This is a genomic window from Massilia rhizosphaerae (genome assembly GCF_016093545.1).
GTDB lineage: Bacteria > Pseudomonadota > Gammaproteobacteria > Burkholderiales > Burkholderiaceae_D > Telluria > Telluria rhizosphaerae.
In genome coordinates, this window is sequence record NZ_JADKYX010000013.1 from 59411 (window position 1) to 79662 (window position 20252).

18 protein-coding genes are annotated in these 20252 nt (G+C 64.8%); 16 read left to right on the forward strand and 2 right to left on the reverse strand.

Annotated elements, in window-relative coordinates:
* Positions 1-189: 189 nt before the first annotated feature.
* Entirely contained in the window at positions 190-1440 is a 1251-nt protein-coding gene (gene lplT / locus ISF28_RS18820; RefSeq protein WP_198118712.1) for a lysophospholipid transporter LplT, read from the reverse strand.
* Positions 1441-1577: 137 nt separating this feature from the next.
* Here lplT and alr point away from each other — a divergent pair, with 137 nt between their 5' ends.
* From alr to phoR, 10 genes are all read left to right on the forward strand, one after another.
* Complete coding sequence (gene alr / locus ISF28_RS18825; protein ID WP_198118713.1) at positions 1578-2690, forward strand: alanine racemase; 1113 nt, start codon at positions 1578-1580, stop codon at positions 2688-2690.
* 10 nt (positions 2691-2700) lie between these two features.
* A complete protein-coding gene (gene radA, locus ISF28_RS18830; protein WP_198118714.1) occupies positions 2701-4080 on the forward strand; it encodes a DNA repair protein RadA in 1380 nt (459 codons plus the stop codon).
* Between the two features lie 86 nt (positions 4081-4166).
* Positions 4167-4487, forward strand: coding sequence for a PilZ domain-containing protein (locus tag ISF28_RS18835; protein ID WP_198118715.1), 321 nt, complete (start codon positions 4167-4169; stop codon positions 4485-4487).
* A 508-nt stretch (positions 4488-4995) separates the two neighbouring features.
* A complete protein-coding gene (gene pstS / locus ISF28_RS18840; protein WP_198118716.1) occupies positions 4996-6039 on the forward strand; it encodes a phosphate ABC transporter substrate-binding protein PstS in 1044 nt (347 codons plus the stop codon).
* Between the two features lie 195 nt (positions 6040-6234).
* Positions 6235-7167, forward strand: a complete 933-nt coding sequence (gene pstC, locus ISF28_RS18845; protein ID WP_370663470.1) for a phosphate ABC transporter permease subunit PstC — start codon at positions 6235-6237, stop codon at positions 7165-7167.
* Positions 7167-8021: a phosphate ABC transporter permease PstA gene (gene pstA, locus ISF28_RS18850; protein WP_198118718.1), complete on the forward strand. Its 855-nt coding sequence runs from the start codon at positions 7167-7169 to the stop codon at positions 8019-8021. The genes pstC and pstA overlap by 1 nt, the downstream gene beginning before the upstream one ends.
* Positions 8022-8057: 36 nt before the next feature.
* Entirely contained in the window at positions 8058-8867 is an 810-nt protein-coding gene (pstB, locus tag ISF28_RS18855; RefSeq protein ID WP_370663471.1) for a phosphate ABC transporter ATP-binding protein PstB, read from the forward strand.
* 183 nt (positions 8868-9050) lie between these two features.
* Positions 9051-9758 (forward strand): phosphate signaling complex protein PhoU, encoded by a 708-nt coding sequence (phoU, locus tag ISF28_RS18860; RefSeq protein ID WP_198118719.1) that lies wholly within the window; start codon positions 9051-9053, stop codon positions 9756-9758.
* Between the two features lie 3 nt (positions 9759-9761).
* Positions 9762-10454 carry a response regulator gene (locus tag ISF28_RS18865; protein WP_198118720.1) on the forward strand — a complete coding sequence of 231 codons (693 nt, stop codon included), beginning with the start codon at positions 9762-9764 and terminating at the stop codon, positions 10452-10454.
* 13 nt (positions 10455-10467) lie between these two features.
* Positions 10468-11760, forward strand: coding sequence for a phosphate regulon sensor histidine kinase PhoR (phoR, locus tag ISF28_RS18870; RefSeq protein ID WP_198118721.1), 1293 nt, complete (start codon positions 10468-10470; stop codon positions 11758-11760).
* A gap of 27 nt (positions 11761-11787) precedes the next feature.
* On the opposite strand, the gene ISF28_RS18875 is transcribed toward phoR, so the two are convergent.
* Entirely contained in the window at positions 11788-12789 is a 1002-nt protein-coding gene (locus ISF28_RS18875; RefSeq protein WP_198118722.1) for an NADP-dependent oxidoreductase, read from the reverse strand.
* 141 nt (positions 12790-12930) lie between these two features.
* On the opposite strand from ISF28_RS18875, the gene ISF28_RS18880 reads away from it, so the two are divergent.
* The 6 genes from ISF28_RS18880 to greA all read left to right on the forward strand — a co-directional run bounded on the left by ISF28_RS18880 (position 12931) and on the right by greA (position 20252).
* On the forward strand, positions 12931-13503 hold the full coding sequence (locus ISF28_RS18880; RefSeq protein WP_198118723.1) for a TetR/AcrR family transcriptional regulator: 573 nt from the start codon (positions 12931-12933) through the stop codon (positions 13501-13503).
* Between the two features lie 65 nt (positions 13504-13568).
* A complete protein-coding gene (locus tag ISF28_RS18885) occupies positions 13569-14519 on the forward strand; it encodes a patatin-like phospholipase family protein (RefSeq protein ID WP_198118724.1) in 951 nt (316 codons plus the stop codon).
* A 44-nt stretch (positions 14520-14563) separates the two neighbouring features.
* Positions 14564-14971, forward strand: coding sequence for a GlcG/HbpS family heme-binding protein (locus tag ISF28_RS18890; RefSeq protein WP_198118725.1), 408 nt, complete (start codon positions 14564-14566; stop codon positions 14969-14971).
* A gap of 294 nt (positions 14972-15265) precedes the next feature.
* The gene (carA, locus tag ISF28_RS18895) at positions 15266-16435 is read left to right on the forward strand and encodes a glutamine-hydrolyzing carbamoyl-phosphate synthase small subunit (protein WP_198118726.1); all 1170 of its coding nucleotides are present in this window, start codon (positions 15266-15268) and stop codon (positions 16433-16435) included.
* Positions 16436-19666 (forward strand): carbamoyl-phosphate synthase large subunit, encoded by a 3231-nt coding sequence (gene carB, locus ISF28_RS18900; RefSeq protein WP_198118727.1) that lies wholly within the window; start codon positions 16436-16438, stop codon positions 19664-19666.
* A 112-nt stretch (positions 19667-19778) separates the two neighbouring features.
* A complete protein-coding gene (greA, locus tag ISF28_RS18905) occupies positions 19779-20252 on the forward strand; it encodes a transcription elongation factor GreA (protein ID WP_075795596.1) in 474 nt (157 codons plus the stop codon).

The window sequence follows — 20252 nt, forward strand, 5'->3', positions numbered from 1 at the left end:
ATTGCTCGCGCACGCAAGCCCATGCCGCCCAGCCGGCTGCTGCCGGTCGATGCCGGCGTGTGCTGGGATGTGTGATGTGGTGAGAGCGCGAGCAGATAGCGGTGACGAACCGCATCGAGGTAGTAGCCTTCGCCGATCAATTTCCCGAAAAAGTGCTCTGACCCCGAATTTGTGCTCTGACCCCGAATTTTAGTGCTTGTGTTCGCCGATCAGCGCGAGGGAATCGTGTTCGCGCTGGTTCGCTGCGTGGCGGCGGCCGATGAGCCACATGATGCCGGCCAGCGACAGGCCGAACAGGACGATGATGACGTTCAGGTCGAGGTTCAGCGTGATCATGAGGGCGTACAGCGCCAGCATGGTGAGGATGGAGAGGTTCTCGTTGAAGTTCTGCACGGCGATCGAGTGGCCGGCGCTCATCAGCACGTGGCCGCGGTGCTGCAGCAGGGCGTTCATCGGCACGACGAAGAAGCCGGACAGGAAACCGATCAGCAGCAGCAGGACCACGGCGATCGCCAGCGAGTACACCATGGTCATCGCCGTCACGACGAGTCCCATGATGATGCCCAGCGGGATGACGGTCAGCGACTTCTTCAGCGGGATCATCTTGGCTGCCATCGCCGCGCCGACGGCGACGCCGATCGCGACGACGCCGATCAGGCTCGTGGCCTTGTCGAGCGGCATGTGCAGCGAGCGCTCGGCCCACTTCAGCACGATGAGCTGCAAGGTGGCGCCGGCGCCCCAGAACAAGGTCGTCACGGCCAGCGAGATCTGCCCCAGCTTGTCCTTCCACAGCGTGGACGCACAATCGGCGAAGTCGGCGATCAGCTTGGCCGGATTGCGTTCCTGGCGTTCGTAGCGGGCGCCCGTGTCGGGAATGCGCAGATTGAAACCGGCCGCCAGCGCGTACACGCCGATCAGGACGGCGAGCTCCGCCTTGGTCGCGGTGTCGATATAGGGCACGCCCAGCGACGCCAGCCAGGCGCCGCCGTGGACGCTGAGGAGGACACCGCCCATGACGGTGCCGAGGATGATGGACATGACGGTCAGGCCCTCGATCCAGCCGTTGGCCGCGACGAGTTTGTCCGGCGGCAGAAGTTCGGTCAGGATGCCGTATTTGGCCGGCGAATAGACGGCGGCGCCGAAGCCGACGACGGTGCAGGCGACGAGGGGATGCACGCCGAAGAAGATCAGGCAGCAGCCGAAAACTTTGATTAAATTAGCGATGAACATCACGCGTCCCTTGGGCATCGAATCGGCGAAGGCACCGACGAAAGCGGCCAGCAGGACATAGAACAGGACGAATGACTCCCTCAGCAGCGGAGTCAGGGAAGCGGGGGCTTTCATCGCCGTTAGCATACCGATCGCGACAAATATCAGCGCATTGTCCGCCAGCGACGAGAAGAACTGCGCCGCCATGATGGTATAAAAACCACGATTCATTCGAGAGGTTCAAAAAACTGGATGGGTTGCTTTATACCATGAAAGGCCGGTTCGCCCAAGAAATCGACAATACGGCATTTCACTGCCGCAGGTAAAATAAGCCTTTCGTTTGCCCCCAGCGTCCCCATCTGCAAGCCATGCCACGCCCCCTGCACGCCACCATCCACCTCGACTCCATGCAGCACAACCTGGCCCGCGCACGCGCCTGTGCGCCGCAGGCGAACGTCTGGGCCGTGGTGAAGGCGAACGCCTATGGACATGGCCTGGAACGGGGCATGCGCGGCTTCGCGCAAGCGGACGGCCTGGCGCTGGTCGAAACGGACTACGCGCTGCGCCTGCGCGAGCTGGGTTGGACGAAACCGATTCTTTTATTAGAGGGAATCTTCGACACGTCGGACATCCCGCTGCTGGCCGAGCACGGCATCGACAGCGCCGTGCACTGCATCGAGCAGATCAAGATGCTCGAATATACCCGGCTGTACCGCCCCATCGACGTGCACCTCAAGATGAACACGGGAATGAACCGCCTCGGCTTCCGCCCGGAAGAGTTCGCGGCGGCCCATGCCCGCCTGCGCGCCGTCCCGGGCATCCGCAACATCACGTTGATGACGCATTTCGCCAATGCGGACGAATTGGAGCATCCGCGCCTGTCGATCGCCGAGCAGGTCCGGCGCTTCCGCCGCGGCGCGGACGGCTTGCCGGGCGCGCGCAGCCTGTCGAATTCCGGCGGCGTGCTGCACACGGCGGCATTGATCCAGGACCTGCAGAGCGATTGGGTCAGGCCGGGCATCATGCTGTACGGCGGCACGCCTGGCGGCCGGTCGGCCAAGGAGTACGGCCTGCTGCCGACGATGACCCTGAAATCGGAAATCATCGGCATCCAGCACCTGGAACCGGGCGACAGCGTGGGCTACGGCAGCCGCTTCCAGGCGGACAGGACCATGATGGTCGGCGTCGTCGCGTGCGGCTATGCGGACGGCTACCCGCGCCACGCCGAGCACGGCACGCCCGTGCTCGTGGACGGCGTCCGCACGACGCTCGTGGGCCGAGTGTCGATGGACATGATGGCCGTCGACCTGTCGCCGATCGCGAACGCGCGCGTGGGCAGCAAGGTCACGCTGTGGGGCGACGGCCTGCCCGTCGACGAGGTGGCCCAGGCCGCCGGCACGATCGGTTATGAATTGATGTGCGCCCTGGCGCCGCGCGTGCGCGTGGCCGAGGCGCCGCTCGGGTGCGATCCCGTTTTATAAATAAGGAATCATGGCTAAACCCCGTACCAGTTTCGTCTGCGGCGAATGCGGCGCCGTCGCCAGCCGCTGGACCGGCCAGTGCGCCGATTGCAAGGCCTGGAACACGATGTCCGAACAGGTCGAGACCGCCGGCCTGAACCGCATGTCGCAGACGCCGCACATGCACAAGAGCCTCGCGCAGACGGCGCCCGTGCTGTCGCTGAAGGACATCGAGGCCATCGACGTGCCGCGCTTCGGCACGGGCATCGACGAATTCGACCGCGTGCTGGGCGGAGGCCTCGTCGCGGGCGGCGTCGTGCTGATCGGCGGCGACCCCGGCATCGGCAAGTCGACCCTGCTGCTGCAGGCGCTGGCGAACCTGGCCACCGCGCGCAGCACGCTGTACGTCTCCGGCGAGGAATCCGGCGCCCAGATCGCCTTGCGCGCGCGCCGCCTGCAGGTCGAGGCGAAGGACCTCAAGCTGCAGGCCGAGATCCAGCTGGAAAAAATCCTGGGCACCATTGCCGATCTCAAGCCGGACGTGGCCGTCATCGATTCGATCCAGACGCTGTATTCGGACGCGCTGACGTCGGCGCCCGGTTCCGTGTCGCAGGTGCGCGAATGCGCGGCCCAGCTCACGCGCGTGGCCAAGCAGACCGGCGTCACCATCATCCTCGTCGGCCACGTGACGAAGGAGGGCGCGCTCGCGGGCCCGCGCGTGCTGGAGCACATCGTCGACACGGTGCTGTATTTCGAAGGCGATACGCAGTCCAGCTTCCGCCTCGTGCGCGCCATCAAGAACCGCTTCGGCGCCGTCAACGAGCTGGGCGTGTTCGCGATGACGGAAAAAGGGTTGAAGGGCGTGTCGAATCCCTCCGCCTTGTTCTTGTCGCAACACGACAACCAGGTGCCCGGTTCCTGCGTGATGGTGACGCAGGAGGGCACGCGGCCGCTGCTCGTCGAGGTGCAGGCGCTCGTCGACGCGAGCCATTTGCCGAACGCGCGCCGGCTGTCCGTCGGCCTGGAACAGAACCGCCTCGCGATGCTGCTGGCCGTGCTGCATCGCCACGCCGGCATCGCTGCGTTCGACCAGGACGTGTTCATCAACGCGGTGGGCGGCGTCAAGATCACGGAGCCGGCGGCCGACCTCGCCGTGCTGCTTGCCATTAATTCATCGATGCGCAACAAGGCGCTGCCGCGAGGTCTCGTCGTGTTCGGCGAGGTGGGCCTGGCCGGCGAGATCCGCCCGGCGCCGCGCGGCCAGGAGCGCCTGCGCGAGGCCGCGAAGCTCGGCTTTTCCGTGGCTGTGATTCCGAAAGCTAATGCGCCCAAGCAAAAAATCGAGGGCATGACCATCGTGGCCGTCGAACGCATCGACGAAGCCTTCAGCAAGCTGCGCGAGCTGGATTGATTCCTGAGAAATTAGATATCGCTAACACGAGGATTGCCATTGCGCCTATAATCTTACCTCGTTTCCAAAAGCAACATTAGCGTATCGTGGTTACAGATCAAAGGAATTCCGCACGCAAGATCTTGAAGGTGAGGGCGATCCTGGCGATGGAAGGGCAGCCGCCCGTCCAGGGCCGCACGTCCGACGTCGGCACCAGCGGCGTCAGCGTCACGGTGCCGCATCCGTTACACACGGGGCAGACGGGCCAGGTGGGTTTCGACTTGCTGGTCGACGGCAATCCGTTCCCGCTGCATGCCCGCGTCAAGGTCATGTATTGTATTTTCAGTAACGGCGAATTCAAGGCCGGGTTCCAGTTCCTGAACCTGGACTTGAGTTCGATGAGCCAACTGTCGCGCTTCCTGCGCTGACGTCCGGCTGGGCCGGCAAGAAAAGCGGCGGGTGCCGGTGGCCCCGCCGCTTTTTCTTTGATGAGGCGTCGTCGGCCTCCAATGCTATTCGTGATAGCGGTCGTGCAATTTTTGCGCGCTGCCGAGGCCTTCCAAGATCACCTCGTACAAGACGAGGACCACGATGCCGGTCAGCATTCCAGATATAAATAACATAACCATCAACGCCGTTGGGCGTTCCCTCCGATCCTTGTACAGCCGTATTGTTCTGCGTTTGTAGGATAAATCCTCCATGCCGTTCAATACTTTCAAATTAGCAGACCGCAGGGTATTTACAAGGCGCTTTCTCTCGAACGTCCAGCCCGCCGTGCGACAGGGCGGCGCCAATCGTGTGACATGATTTTTTGGGCTGTCACATTATGCATCCCGGATGTCATATGGTCGAATTGACCATGTCATAATGGCGTCATATTTGTTCACTACACTGCGCAGCATCACTCGTGTCACCTACCTAACCAAAGGACTTGATATGCGCATGAAGCAACTGCTGGCAACCATCATCATCGGCACCACCGCCGCGTTCGCGAGCACCGCGACCCTGGCCGCCGACATCACCGGTGCTGGTTCGACTTTCGCTTACCCGATCTATTCGAAGTGGGCGGAAATGTACAAGAAGACCAGCGGCAACGGCCTGAACTACCAATCGATCGGCTCGGGCGCCGGCATCAAGCAAATCAAGGCCAAGACCGTCGATTTCGGCGCGTCGGACATGCCGCTGTCGGTGGAAGAGCTGAACTCGGCCGGCCTCATGCAGTTCCCGACCATCATGGGCGGCGTCGTGGCCATCGTCAACCTGGAAGGCGTGGCCCCGGGCCAGCTGAAGCTGACCGGCCCGGTCCTGGCCGACATCTACCTCGGCAAGGTCACCAAGTGGAATGACAAGGCGATCGCCGCGCTGAACCCGGGCGTCAAGCTGCCGGCCGAAGACATCACCGTCGTCCACCGCGCCGACGGCTCGGGCACGTCGTTCCTGTTCACCAACTTCCTGTCGCAGACCAACCCGGACTTCAAGGCCAAGATCGGCGCCGGCACGGCCGTGAAATGGGCCGTCGGCGTGGGCGGCAAGGGCAATGACGGCGTCGCCGCCAACGTCCAGCGCATCAAGGGTTCGATCGGCTACGTCGAGTGGGCTTACTCGAAGAAGAACAAGCTGACGCACACCCAGCTGAAGAACCACGACGGCAACTTCCTGGAGCCGGGCGACGACGCCTTCAAGGCCGCGGCCGCCAACGCCGACTGGGCCAAGGCCCCGGGCTTCGGCGTGGTGCTGACCGACCAGCCGGGCAAGGCCGCCTGGCCGATCGTCGGCGCGACCTTCGCCCTGGTGCACAAGCAGCAGGCCGACGCCGCCAAGGGCAAGGAAGTCCTGAAGTTCTTCGATTACGCCTTCAAGAACGGCGCCGCCTCCGCCGCCGAGCTGGACTACGTGCCGATGCCGGCCGCGACCGCCAAGCTCGTGGAAGCTGCCTGGAAAAACAACCTGAAAGATGCTTCGGGCAAGGCAATCTGGTAATTGAGCAATAACCCGAAACGTGGGTAGCGTCGCTCCCACCCTCCCGGCGAGCGGTCGGGCGGGTGGGAGCGACGCGTTTTGCTTTTAGGTAATAAATTGGACGAGAACATGAACGCACATCCCGCACTCGCCGCCGACGAGGCCGGCCAGGCCGCGTTGCAGGAAGAGGCCCGCAACGTCGCACTGCGCAATACCATGCGCGTGCAGCGCATCCAGGACTTCATCTTCCACAAGGTGACCTTGCTGTTCGCCGCCACCGTGCTGGTGGTCCTGGTCGGCATCATCGTGTCCCTGGCGATCGGCGCGGCGCCCGCGTTCCGTGAATTCGGCGCGAGCTTCCTGGTGACCAACGAGTGGGACCCCGTCAACGATAAATTCGGCGCCCTGATCGCCATCACGGGCACCCTGGTGACGTCGCTCATCGCCTTGCTCGTCGCGTTCCCGATCAGCTTCGGCATCGCCCTGTTCCTGACGGAGATCTGCCCGACCTGGCTGCGCCGCCCGATGGGCATGGCCATCGAGCTGCTGGCCGGCGTGCCGTCGATCATCTACGGCATGTGGGGCCTGTTCGTGTTCGCGCCGCTGTTCGGCGACTATGTCCAGCCGCTGCTGAAACACACGCTGGGCGTGCTGCCGTTCATCGGCCCGTTCTTCCAGGGGCCGACGATGGGCCTGGGCTTGCTGACCGCCGGCCTGATCCTCGCCGTGATGATCATCCCGTTCATCGCCTCCGTCATGCGCGATGTGTTCGAAATCGTCCCGGCCGTCCTGAAGGAATCCGCATACGGCCTCGGCTGCACCAAATGGGAAGTCGTGCGCAAGATCGTGCTGCCTTACACCCGCGCCGGCGTCGTCGGCGGCGTGATGCTGGGCCTGGGCCGCGCGCTCGGCGAGACGATGGCCGTCACGTTCGTCATCGGCAACGCCAACGACATCGCCCTGTCGCTGTTCTCGCCGGGTAACTCGATTTCCTCCACCCTGGCCAATGAATTCGCCGAAGCCAGTTCGCCGCTGCACGTCTCTTCGCTGTTCGCGCTGGGCCTGATCCTGTTCGCCATCACGTTCATCGTGCTGTCGGCCGCCAAGTTGATGCTCGTGGGTATGTCCCGCAAAGAAGGGGTGAAGTAATGGATGTCGCCGTCAATTCCGTCTACCGCCGCCGCCTGCTCGGACACCGCATCGGCATCGCGCTGTCCGTGCTGGCGATGGCCACCGGTCTCGGCTTCCTGCTGTGGATTCTCGCGACCTTGCTGATCAATGGTTTTGGAGCCGTGTCGCACACGCTGTTCACGATGGACACGCCCGCACCCGGCAGCCCTGGCGGGGTGCGCAACGCCATCGTCGGCAGCCTCATGATGGTGGGCTTGTCCACGGCGGTCTCGACCCCGATCGGCATCCTCGCGGGCATCTACCTGGCCGAGTACGGCCAGAACAATAAATTCGCGGCCGTCACCCGCTTCGTCACGGACATCATGCTGTCCGCGCCGTCGATCGTGATCGGCCTGTTCGTGTACGCCCTGTGCGTCGCCCGTTTCCAGCATTTCTCGGGCTATGCGGGTTCGGTCGCGCTGTCGCTGATCGCGATCCCGGTCGTGGTCCGCACGACGGACAACATGCTGCACCTCGTGCCGAACAGCCTGCTGGAAGCGGCGTTCGCGCTGGGCGCACCGCGCTGGAAGGTGTCGATGATGGTGCGCCTGCGCGCCGTGAGCGCCGGCGTCGTGACGGGCGTACTGCTGGCCGTGGCCCGCATCGCCGGCGAGACGGCGCCCCTGCTGTTCACCGCGCTGAACAACCAGTTCTTCAGCCTCGACATGAAGCAGCCGATGGCCAACCTGCCGGTGGCGATCTATCTGTTCGCGATGAGCTCGTACGAAGACTGGCGCAGCCTGGCCTGGGGGGCCGCCCTGCTGGTCACCTTCAGCGTCCTGCTCCTGAATATCCTGTCGCGGACCCTGTTCCGCCAAAAGAACCCGCAGTAATTGATCTTGACCCAAGCGACGATGAACCCAGCCACCATGATGACCCAGACCCTGTCCACCCCGGCCCAGACGGCGAACGGTGCCAAGCCGAAGACCAAGACGATCGAGATCTCCGGCCTGGACTTTTATTACGGCAAGACGAAAAGCCTGAAGAACGTCAGCCTGGACGTCCACGACAAGCAGGTCACCGCGTTCATCGGCCCGTCGGGCTGCGGCAAGTCGACGCTGCTGCGCACCCTGAACCGCATGTACGACCTGTACCCGGGCCAGCGCGCCGAGGGTTCGATTCTCTACCGCGGCCGCAACATCCTGGAGCCTGGTGTCGACGTGAACATGCTGCGTGCCAAGATCGGCATGGTGTTCCAGAAGCCGACGCCGTTCCCGATGTCGATCTACGACAACATCGCGTTCGGCGTGCGCCTGTACGAGAACCTGTCCAAGGGCGAGATGGACGAGCGCGTGGAATGGGCGCTCAAGAAAGCCGCGCTGTGGACGGAAGTGAAGGACAAGCTGAACAAGAGCGGCCTGTCGCTGTCGGGCGGCCAGCAGCAGCGCCTGTGCATCGCGCGCGGCGTCGCCGTGAAGCCGGACGTGCTGTTGCTGGACGAGCCGACGTCGGCGCTGGACCCGATCTCGACGTCGAAGATCGAAGAGCTGATCAGCGAGCTGAAGGGCGACTACACGATCGCCATCGTCACGCACAATATGCAGCAGGCCGCGCGCTGCTCGGACTACACGGCCTATATGTACCTGGGCGAACTGGTGGAATTCGGCGAGACCGACCAGCTGTTCCTGAACCCGGTGCGCAAAGAAACGCAAGACTACATTACCGGTCGCTTTGGCTGAGCGAGGGGAGGCCCTACAACCTACTGCGCGTTGCAGGGCCGGCCTGCGATGCTCGCCGTACCGGATGTACGGCTGCGCTTCTCGGCCACCCCTGCCGCCGCTCGCTACGGTTGTAGGGCCCCCCGAAAAGCTAACAATGGGCCAGGCAAGTTAAAATTACGATATTCAATAGGAACCAATCACATGGTAGGCGAGCACTCTTCCAAGCAGTACGACCAGGAGTTGGAGGCGATCCGTTCCAAGGTGCTGCTGATGGGCGGCATGGTGGAAACGCAGTTCGACGAGGCGCTGAACTGCTTCCGCGTCGGCAATACCGAGCAGGCCGACAAGGTCATCGCGGACGACCATTCCGTCAACCAGCTCGAAGTGCAGCTGGACGACGCCTGCAGCCACCTGATCGTGCGCCGCCAGCCGGCGGCCAACGACCTGCGCACGGTGATGGCGACGATCAAGGTGATCACGGACCTCGAGCGCATCGGCGACGAGGCGACCAAGATCGCGCGCACGGCCAAGAGCCTGCACGAGCGCGGCATGGTCAGCTTCAATCACTACGAGACCGTGCGCACGATCTCGCGCGCCACGGCCGACATGCTGCACGACGCGCTGGACGCGTTCGCGCGCCTGGACGGCAAGGCCGCCGTGCAGATCATCGCCCAGGACGACGTGATCGACCACGAATTCCGCACGATCCTGCGCAGCACGATCACGTTCATGATGGAAGATCCGCGCACGATCTCGTCGGCGCTGGACGTGCTGTGGGTGGCGAAGGCCATCGAGCGCATCGGCGACCACGCCAAGAACATCGCCGAGTACGTGATCTACGTCGTCGAGGGACGCGACATCCGTCACAGCAAACCAACGGGCGCCGCCGCGGCCGGCGGCGAAGGGTGATCGATGGCGGCCAACACGAGCGTCCTGATCGTCGAGGATGAACCGGCGATCGTCGAACTGGTGAGCTATTCGCTGCGCGAGACGGGCTGGGAGATCCGCACGGCCCCGAACGTGGCGTCGGCGTGGGATTCGATCGTGCACGGCAGGCCCGACCTGCTGCTGCTGGACTGGATGCTGCCCGACCAGAGCGGCCTGCGCCTGCTGTCGCGCCTGCGCGGCGACCGCGACTTCCAGGACATCCCCGTCATCATGCTGACGGCGAAGAGCATGGAAGAGGACAAGATCGCGGGGCTCAATACCGGTGCCGACGATTACGTGACGAAGCCGTTCTCGCCGCGCGAGCTGGTGGCCCGCTCGAAAGCCCTGCTGCGCCGCAAGAGCCCGCACCTGGCCGAGGCGCCGTTGACGGCCGGTCCCGTCACGCTCGATCCGGCCAGCTGCACCGTCACCCTGGACGGCCGCCAGCTCGAGATGGGCAATGCCGAATACCGCCTGCTGAAATTCCTGATGGCGCACCGCGAGCGCGTGTTCTCGCGCAGCCAGCTGCTCGACAAGGTCTGGGGCGACGCGGCGGCCGTCGAGGAGCGCACGGTCGACGTCCACGTCCTCCGGCTGCGCAAGGCCCTCAAGGAAGCGGAAAAGCTGATCAAGACGGTGCGCAGCGTCGGCTACATGCTGAGCGAGAAAGAAAAATAGAAAGGTCGTCCGTTTGAATTCTCGAGTCATGTTCTGGGTCCCGGCGCTGCTGCGCCTGGGCGTGATGCTCGCCGTCGCCGGCATCGCCTGGTGGCTGCTGGGTCCCGTGTCCGGGCTGGCGCTCGCTTTGCTCATCACCCTCGGCCTGCTCGTGTCCCAACTGACGTATCTGCACAAGCTGGGCGAATGGCTGAACGATCCGCAGAGCAGCAAGCTGCCGGACGGGTGGGGCGCCTGGACGGACGTCTTCGCCCGGCTGTACCGCCTGCGGCGCGACGACGAACGCAACCGCGAGGAGCTGACGGAATGGCTGGCGCGCTTTCGCCAGGCCATGCACCTGCTGCCGGAAGGCGTGGCGATCATGGACGACGTCCTGTTCCTCGAATGGTGCAACCCGGCGGCCGAGCGCCACCTGGGCCTTACCCTGGAACACGACAAGGGCCGGCGCGTGACGAACCTGATCCGCCACCCGGAATTCATCGATTACCTGATCCTCGGCCGCTACGAACAACCGCTCACGCTGTCGATCCGCAACCGCAAGCTGATCGTCCAGATCATCCCGTTCGAGAACCGGCGCCAGATCCTGGTGTCCCACGACGCCACCGAGACCGAGCGCATCGAAGCCATGCGCCGCGACTTCATCGCCAATGCGTCGCACGAGCTGCGCACGCCGCTGACGGTGATCGTCGGCTTCCTCGAGATCGCCCTGGCCGATCCGGGTCTGGACGAGAAGACGCGCACGGCGCACCTGATGCTGATGACGGAACAGGCGCAGCGCATGCAGCGTCTCATCGGGGACATGCTGACCCTGTCGCGCCTGGAGTCCGACGAGTATCTCCTGAAGCGCGAGCGGGTCGACATCAAGGCACTCGTCGAGCAGGTGGCGGCCGATGCGCGCGCACTGTCGAACGGCCGCCACGAGATCGACTTCACCGTCGACGGTCCGGACGTGATGGGCAGCACGGAAGAACTGCGCAGCGCGTTCGGCAACCTGGCCAGCAATGCCGTGCGCTACACGCCGGAAGGCGGCAAGATCGAACTGCGCTGGCTGCGCGGCCCGAACGACCTGCGCTTCGAGGTGGCCGACAACGGCATCGGCATCGACGAGCAGCACATCTCGCGCCTGACCGAGCGCTTCTACCGCGTCGACAAGAGCCGCTCGCGCGAGACGCAGGGCACGGGCCTCGGCCTGGCTATCGTCAAGCACGTGCTGCTGCGCCACGGCGGCAAGCTGGCGATCCGTTCCGTGCCGGGCAAGGGCAGCGTGTTCACCGCGACGTTGCCGAACACGTCGCTGCCGGGCTGACGGCGGGCGCGCCGCGCATGCGCCCGCTCACCTGAGCTGGACGACGACCTTGCCTTTCGCACGGCCGCGGGCCAGGTAGTCCAGCGCCGCGGGCGCGTCGTCGAACGGGAACACCGAGTCGATCACCGGGCGCAGGCGCCCCGCCGCCAGCAGTTCGCCGATGGCCGCCAACTGGGTGCCGTCGGGCCGCACGAACAGGAACGAATAGTCGACACGCCGGCCGGCCGCGCGGCGCCGGATCTTTCGGCTCATCAGCCCGAACACGAATGCCAGCACGACGTTCAGCCCGCGCGCGCGCGCGAAGGCGGCGTCGAGCGGGCCCACGAGGGACACGATCCGGCCGCCCGGCCTGAGGATGCCCACCGCCTTCTCCTGCATGTCGCCCCTGAGCGTGCCGAGCACCACGTCGTAGTCGCGCAGCGCGTCCTCGAACGCCTGTTTCGTGTAGTCGACGACTTCGTCCGCGCCCAGGCCGGTCACCAGGCCCACGTTGGCCGTGCTGGTCGTCGTGCCCACCGTCGCGCCGAGATGCTTCGCCAACTGGAGCGCGAACGAACCGACGCCCCCGGATCCGGCCGGGACGAACACCTTCTGGCCCGCGCGCACGCCGGCGCGCTCCTTCAACGCCTGCCACGACGTGAGCCCGGCCATGGGAATGGAGGCGGCCTGCGCGAAGTCCAGGTTGGCCGGTTTCGGTGCGGCCGCATGCTCCGGCACCGCCACGAATTCGGCCAGGGTGCCCCGGCCGAGGTCGAAGACGCAGGCAAAGATGGCGTCGCCGCGCTTGAAGCGCGTGACGCGGCTGCCGACGTCGACCACGACGCCGGCCACGTCGCAGCCCAGCGTGGCCGGCAACCGGAAGCGCAGGATGGGCTTGAACATGCCCGTCGGGATCATGTTGTCGATGGGGTTCAACCCGACCGCGTGGACTTCGACCAGCAGTTCGTCCGGCTGCAAGACGGGTTGCGGTACGTCGGCGAAGCCGATGCCGGGCGACTTGCCGTAGCGCTGGAAGGTGAGAGCTTTCATGATGTGCCGATGCGGGTAGATGGAGAAGGTGGGCTGACGCGATAATGATGATGATCGTCATCAAAAAAGTCAATGCTTTGATTACAGATGACATCAATGTATAGTGCGAGCCTGGGCGGACACGATTGCACGGGAGCGGACATGAAAATCACGAAGGCGCAGGTACAGGCCAACCGGGCGCGCGTCGTCGAGACGGCCTCCGCGCTGTTTCGCGAGCGCGGCTACGACGGCATCGGCGTGGCCGACCTGATGAACGCCGCCGGGCTCACGCACGGCGGCTTCTACAAGCACTTCGGCTCGAAGGCGGACCTGATGGCGGAAGCGGCGGCCTGCGGCATCGCGCAGACGGTGGCGCAGACCACCGGTGTCGACGCGGCGACGTTCGCCCGGCACTATGTCTCGCGCGCGCACCGCGACGCGCGCGCGACCGGCTGCACGATGGCCGCGCTCGGCGGCGATGCGGCACGTCAGCCGGACGCGGTCCGTGCGACGTTCGCCGATGGCATCGAGCGCCTGCTGGCCGCATTGGGCGGCACGGGCGGCAACCGGGCCCGGATCCTCGACCTGGTGGCGCACGCGGTCGGCGCCGTCGTCATGTCGCGTGCCTGTCCAGACGCGTCTCCGCTGGCCGACGAGATCCTGACAACGTGCCGCGAGGCGATTCTCGCGTCCCTGGATTCGTCCGCGCCGGCGCCGGGGGCGACGCCGCCGTGAAGGTGGCCGGCAACCGGCCGGATCGGGTTACAATCCCATCTTTGTCCCGTTTTCTGTTCCCCCGGATGCCCCTCTCCCGACGTTCCCTTCTTGCCACGCTCGGCGCCGCGGCCGTGCTGGCCGGTTGCGGCTCCGCGCCGACCCGGCCGGCCGAGCCGGTCGCCGCCGCGCCCGTGCCCGCACCCGTGCCCATCCCGCTCCGTCACGTGAAAATCGGACTCGCCCTGGGCGGCGGCGCCGCGCGCGGCTTTGCCCACATCGGGGTGATCAAGGCCCTGGAAGCGCAGGGCATTTATCCCGACATCATCGTCGGCACGAGCGCCGGTTCCGTCGTCGGCGCGCTGTACGCGTCCGGCTACAACGGCTTCGAACTGCAGAAGATCGCCCTCGACATGGACGAGGCGACGATCTCCGACTGGGCGATCCCGTTCTTCAGCAAGGCGCCGGGCGTGCTGAAAGGGGAGGCGCTGCAGGCCTATGTCAACAAGGCCGTGCACAACCGGCCGATCGAAAAGCTGAAAATCCCGTTCGGCGCCGTTGCCACCGACCTCAGGACGGGCCAGCCGATCCTGTTCCGGCGCGGGAACACGGGCATGGCGGTGCGCGCGTCGTCGTCCGTGCCCGGCGTGTTCCAGCCGGTCGTCATCCACGGCCGCAGCTATGTCGACGGCGGCCTCGTCGCGCCCGTGCCCGTGCGCTTCGCGAAGGAGATGGGCGCCGAATTCATCATCGCCGTCAATATCTCCAGCGTGACGGAAGCGCAAGCCACGGCCAGTTCCGTGGACGTCCTGATGCAGACGTTCACCATCATGGGCCAGCGCCTGAACCAGCTCGAACTGAAGAATGCCGACGTCGTCATCACGCCCGCGCTGGGCGCGATGGGCAGCGCCGACTTCAACGGCCGCAACCTGGCGGTGCTGGCGGGCGAGCAGGCCGCGGCCGGCGTGATGGCGGAACTCAAGGCCAAGCTCAAGGCCAAACAAAGCACGCCGGCCCCGTTGGCGGCCGCGCGCTGATCGCCGTACCTTTTTGTAACGCAACACGAAAGAAAGACATCAAGATGCAAACCAAGCCAGTTCTTACCCTCGAAGACATCAAGAAGATCGCCGCCGGCGCGGAAAGCCACGCCGTCGCGAACGGCTGGAACGTCGTCATCGCGATCTGCGACGACGGCGGCCACCCGCTGTGGCTGCAGCGCCTGGACGGCGCCGCGCCGGTGTCGGCCCACATCGCCCCGGAAAAGGCCAAGACGGCCGCGCTGGGCCGCCGCGAGTCCAAGATCTACGAAGACATGATCAACAACGGCCGCGTGTCGTTCGCCCGCGCGCCGGAACTGGACGGCATGCTGGAAGGCGGCGTGCCCATCGTCGTGGACGGCTACGTGGTGGGCGCCGTGGGCGTGTCGGGCGTGAAGTCGGCGGAAGATGCGCAGATCGCCAAGGCCGGTATCGCGGCGCTGGGCCTGTAATTTCCATTCCCGCTTGGTGGGCATTTGAGGCCGGGGGCCTCAAATGGAACGTGCCCACCAGACCGCGAGGAGCGATTTCCGCAGGGCATTTAGACGAAAAGGGTAGGCAAGGCGATTGCCGGCCGATATAAATCGCGCTATAATTCAGAGGTTTAGCCATCACTTATCTGCCGTAGCGACTACCCACCCATACCTCTATCTAACGACCTGCAACACCGGGCGATTGCTTGCCCACACCCTGTTCAGGCCGGTCTGACGTGGCGCAGCCTACGGCGACTTTATCGGGAGTTGCCCTTGCCGCCATTTTTTTCTGGCCCAGCCGTTCCAGCCATCCTTGCCCTGGCAGACGGAACCATTTTCAAAGGATATTCGATCGGCGCCGCCGGTCACACGACCGGCGAGGTGGTGTTCAATACCGCCATCACCGGTTATCAGGAAATCCTGACTGACCCCAGCTATTCGCGTCAAATCGTGACGCTGACCTATCCGCACATCGGCAACTACGGCGTCAATCCGGAAGACGTCGAGGCGACCAAGGTGCACGCCGCCGGCCTGATCATCCGTGACCTGCCGCTGCTGGCTTCGAATTTCCGTTCCACGCAGTCGCTGGCGGATTACCTGAAGGCCGAGAACGTGGTGGCCATCGCCGGCATCGACACCCGCAAGCTGACCCGCATCCTGCGCGAAAAAGGTGCCCAGAACGGCGCGATCCTCACCGGCACGCAAGGCAACGAACCGTCGGAAGCACAGGCGCTGGAGCTGGCGCGCTCGTTCCCGGGCCTGAACGGCATGGACCTGGCGAAGGTCGTGTCCGTCAAGGAACCGTACGTGTTCGACCAGACCGAATGGAAGCTCGGCCAGGGCTACGGCAAGCAGGAGAACCCGAAGTTCCACGTGGTCGCCTTCGACTACGGCGTCAAGCGCAACATCCTGCGCATGCTGGCCGAGCGCGGCTGCAAGATCACCGTGCTGCCGGCGCAAGCCACCGCGGAAGAAGCCCTCGCGCTGAACCCGGACGGCATCTTCCTCGCCAACGGTCCGGGCGACCCGGCCGCGTGCGACTACGCGATCGCCGCGACCAGGAAAGTGATCGAGTCGGGCATCCCGACGTTCGGCATCTGCCTCGGCCACCAGATCATGGCGCTGGCCTCGGGCGCGCGGACCGTCAAGATGAAGTTCGGCCACCACGGCGCCAACCACCCGGTGCAGGACCTGGATTCCAAGCAGGTCTTGATCACCTCGCAAAACCACGGCTTCGCGGTCGACGCGGCCACCTTGCCGGCCAATTGCCGCGTGACCCACGTGTCGCTGTTCGACGGCTCGCTGCAGGGTTTCGAGCGCACGGACAAGCCGGCGTTCTGCTTCCAGGGCCACCCGGAAGCGTCGCCCGGCCCGACCGACGTCGCCTACCTGTTCGACCGTTTCATCAGCAAGATGCAAGCCCACGCAAGCGAGAAGAAATAAATGCCAAAACGTACTGACATCAAAAGCATCCTGATCATCGGCGCGGGCCCGATCGTCATCGGCCAGGCGGTCGAATTCGACTACTCCGGCGCCCAGGCCTGCAAGGCGCTGCGCGAAGAAGGCTACAAGGTCATCCTGGTCAACTCGAACCCGGCGACCATCATGACCGACCCGGAAACGGCCGACGTCACCTATATCGAACCGATCACGTGGAAGGCCGTCGAGCGCATCATCGACAAGGAGCGCCCGGACGCGATCCTGCCGACGATGGGCGGCCAGACCGCGCTGAACTGCGCGCTGGACCTGCACCGCCACGGCGTGCTGGACAAGTACAAGGTCGAGCTGATCGGCGCCACGCCGGAAGCCATCGACAAGGCCGAGGACCGCTTCAAGTTCAAGGAAGCGATGACCAAGATCGGCCTGGGCTCGGCCCGTTCCGGCATCGCCCACTCGATGGACGAAGCACGCGCCGTGCAGCGCGAACTGGGCTTCCCGACCATCATCCGTCCGTCGTTCACGATGGGCGGCTCGGGCGGCGGCATCGCGTACAACGAGGAAGAGTTCGAAGCGATCTGCAAGCGCGGCCTGGAAGCGTCGCCGACGTCGGAACTCCTGATCGAGGAATCGCTGCTCGGCTGGAAAGAGTACGAGATGGAAGTCGTCCGCGACAAGAAGGACAACTGCATCATCGTCTGCTCGATCGAGAACCTGGACCCGATGGGCGTGCACACCGGCGACTCGATCACCGTCGCGCCGGCGCAGACCCTGACGGACAAGGAATACCAGATCATGCGCAACGCGTCGATCAACGTGCTGCGCGAGATCGGCGTCGACACGGGCGGCTCGAACGTGCAGTTCTCGATCAACCCGAAGGACGGCCGCATGATCGTCATCGAGATGAACCCGCGCGTGTCGCGTTCGTCCGCGCTGGCTTCCAAGGCGACCGGCTTCCCGATCGCGAAGGTCGCGGCGAAACTGGCCGTCGGCTTCACGCTCGATGAGCTGCGCAACGAGATCACCGGCGGCGCGACCCCGGCCTCGTTCGAGCCGTCGATCGACTACGTCGTCACCAAGATCCCGCGCTTCACGTTCGAGAAATTCCCGGCCGCGGACAAGCACCTGACGACGCAGATGAAGTCCGTCGGCGAAGTGATGGCGATGGGCCGCACGTTCCAGGAATCGTTCCAGAAAGCCCTGCGCGGCCTGGAAGTGGGCGTCGACGGCCTGAACGAAAAGACCCGCGACCGCGAAAAGATCGAGGAAGAACTGGGCGAGCCGGGTCCGGAGCGCATCTGGTACGTGGGCGACGCATTCGCGCAAGGCTTCACCCTGGAAGAGGTGCACAACCTCACCAAGATCGATCCGTGGTTCCTCATCCAGATCAAAGAAATCGTCGACATCGAGCTGTGGCTGGATCACCAGAAGCTGGACAGCCTCGACAAGCCGACCTTGTACAAGCTGAAGCAGAAGGGCTTCTCGGACCGCCGCCTGGCCTTCCTGATGCAGACGACGCCGGAAGCCGTGCGCGCCAAGCGCCACGAGTTCGGCATCCGTCCGGTCTACAAGCGCGTCGACACCTGCGCCGCCGAATTCGCGACGAACACCGCGTACATGTACTCGACGTACGACGAGGAATGCGAGTCGAACCCGACGGACAAGAAGAAGATCATGGTGCTGGGCGGCGGTCCGAACCGCATCGGCCAGGGCATCGAGTTCGACTACTGCTGCGTGCACGCGGCCCTCGCGATGCGCGAAGACGGCTACGAGACCATCATGGTCAACTGCAACCCGGAGACCGTGTCGACCGACTACGACACGTCCGACCGCCTGTACTTCGAATCGCTGACCCTGGAAGACGTGCTGGAAATCGTCGACCTGGAAAAGCCGGAAGGCGTGATCGTCCAGTACGGCGGCCAGACCCCGCTGAAGCTGGCGCTGGACCTGGAAAAGAACGGCGTCCCGATCATCGGCACGTCGCCGGACATGATCGACGCGGCCGAAGACCGCGAGCGCTTCCAGAAGCTGCTGCAGGACCTGGGCCTGCGCCAGCCGCCGAACCGCACCGCGCGCACGGAAGCCGAAGCGCTGGCGCTGGCGTCCGAGATCGGCTATCCGCTCGTCGTGCGCCCGTCGTACGTGCTGGGCGGCCGCGCGATGGAGATCGTCCACGAGCAGCGCGACCTCGAGCGCTACATGCGCGAAGCGGTCAAGGTGTCGAACGATTCGCCGGTGCTGCTGGACCGCTTCCTGAACGACGCGATCGAAGTCGACGTCGACTGCATCTCCGACGGCGAGACGACGTTCATCGGCGGCGTGATGGAGCACATCGAACAGGCCGGCGTGCACTCGGGCGACTCCGCGTGCTCGCTGCCGCCGTACTCGCTGGCGCAAGCCACGATCGATGAACTGAAGCGCCAGACCTCGCTGATGGCGAAGGCGCTGAACGTCGTCGGCCTGATGAACGTGCAGTTCGCGATCCAGCAGTCGGAAGTGGACGGCCAGACGGTCGATACCGTGTACGTGCTGGAAGTGAACCCGCGCGCGTCGCGCACCGTGCCGTTCGTGTCGAAGGCGACGGGCCTGCAGCTGGCGAAGATCGCCGCGCGCTGCATGGTCGGCCAGACGCTCGCACAGCAGGGCATCACGAAAGAGATCACGCCGCCGTTCTACAGCGTCAAGGAAGCCGTGTTCCCGTTCGTGAAGTTCCCGGGCGTCGACACGATCCTCGGCCCCGAGATGAAGTCGACGGGCGAGGTGATGGGCGTGGGTACGACGTTCGGCGAAGCCTTCGTCAAGTCGCAGCTGGCCGCCGGCATCACCTTGCCGACGTCGGGCCGCGTGTTCCTGTCCGTGAAGGGCTCGGACAAGCCGCGCACCGTGACGGTGGCGCGCGACCTCGTCGACCTGGGCTTCTCGCTCGTCGCGACCAAGGGCACCGCGGCCGTCATCGCCGCGGCCGGCATCCCGGTCACCCCGGTCAACAAGGTGATCGAGGGCCGTCCGCACGTCGTCGACATGATCAAGAACCACGAGATCGCCATGGTCGTGAACACGGTGGAAGAGAAGCGCAGCGCCATCGCCGATTCGCGTACGATCCGTACGTCGGCGCTGCAGTCGCGCGTGGTCACCTACACGACCATCGCCGGTGCCGAGGCGGCCGTGCAGGGCATGCGCCATCTGGACGAGTTGCGGGTGTACGATTTACAAGGCCTGCATAAAACCTTAAACTAAGCGGCAAAGCAGTACCTGAGCAGTACCTAAGACCACAGAGTTCGCGCGGCTCGCGCCGTGCGGCTCTGTGGTTTTCACTTGGTACGTCCGCAAACACTGAGAACGAGTAGCCATGAACACTCCATTGACCAAATTCGGCGCCGAGAAGTTGAAGGAAGAGCTGCACCAGCTCAAGACCAAGGAACGCCGCAACGTGATCGATGCGATCGCCGAGGCGCGTTCGCATGGTGACCTGTCCGAAAACGCCGAATACGACGCCGCCAAGGAACGCCAGGCCTTCGTCGAAGGCCGCATCGCCGAGCTGGAACAGAAGCTGTCCACCGCCCAGATCATCGACCCGTCCACGCTGGACGCGGAAGGCCGCGTCGTGTTCGCCTCCACGGTCGACCTCGAGGACCTCGAGAACGGCCAGAAAGTCACCTACCAGATCGTCGGCATCGATGAAGCCGACCTCAAGGAGAACAAGGTCTCCGTCACGTCCCCGATCGCGCGCGCGCTGATCGGCAAATACGCCGGCGACGTGGTCGAAGTGCAGGCCCCGTCCGGTCCGCGCGAATACGAAATCCTGGAAGTCCGCTACGTCTGA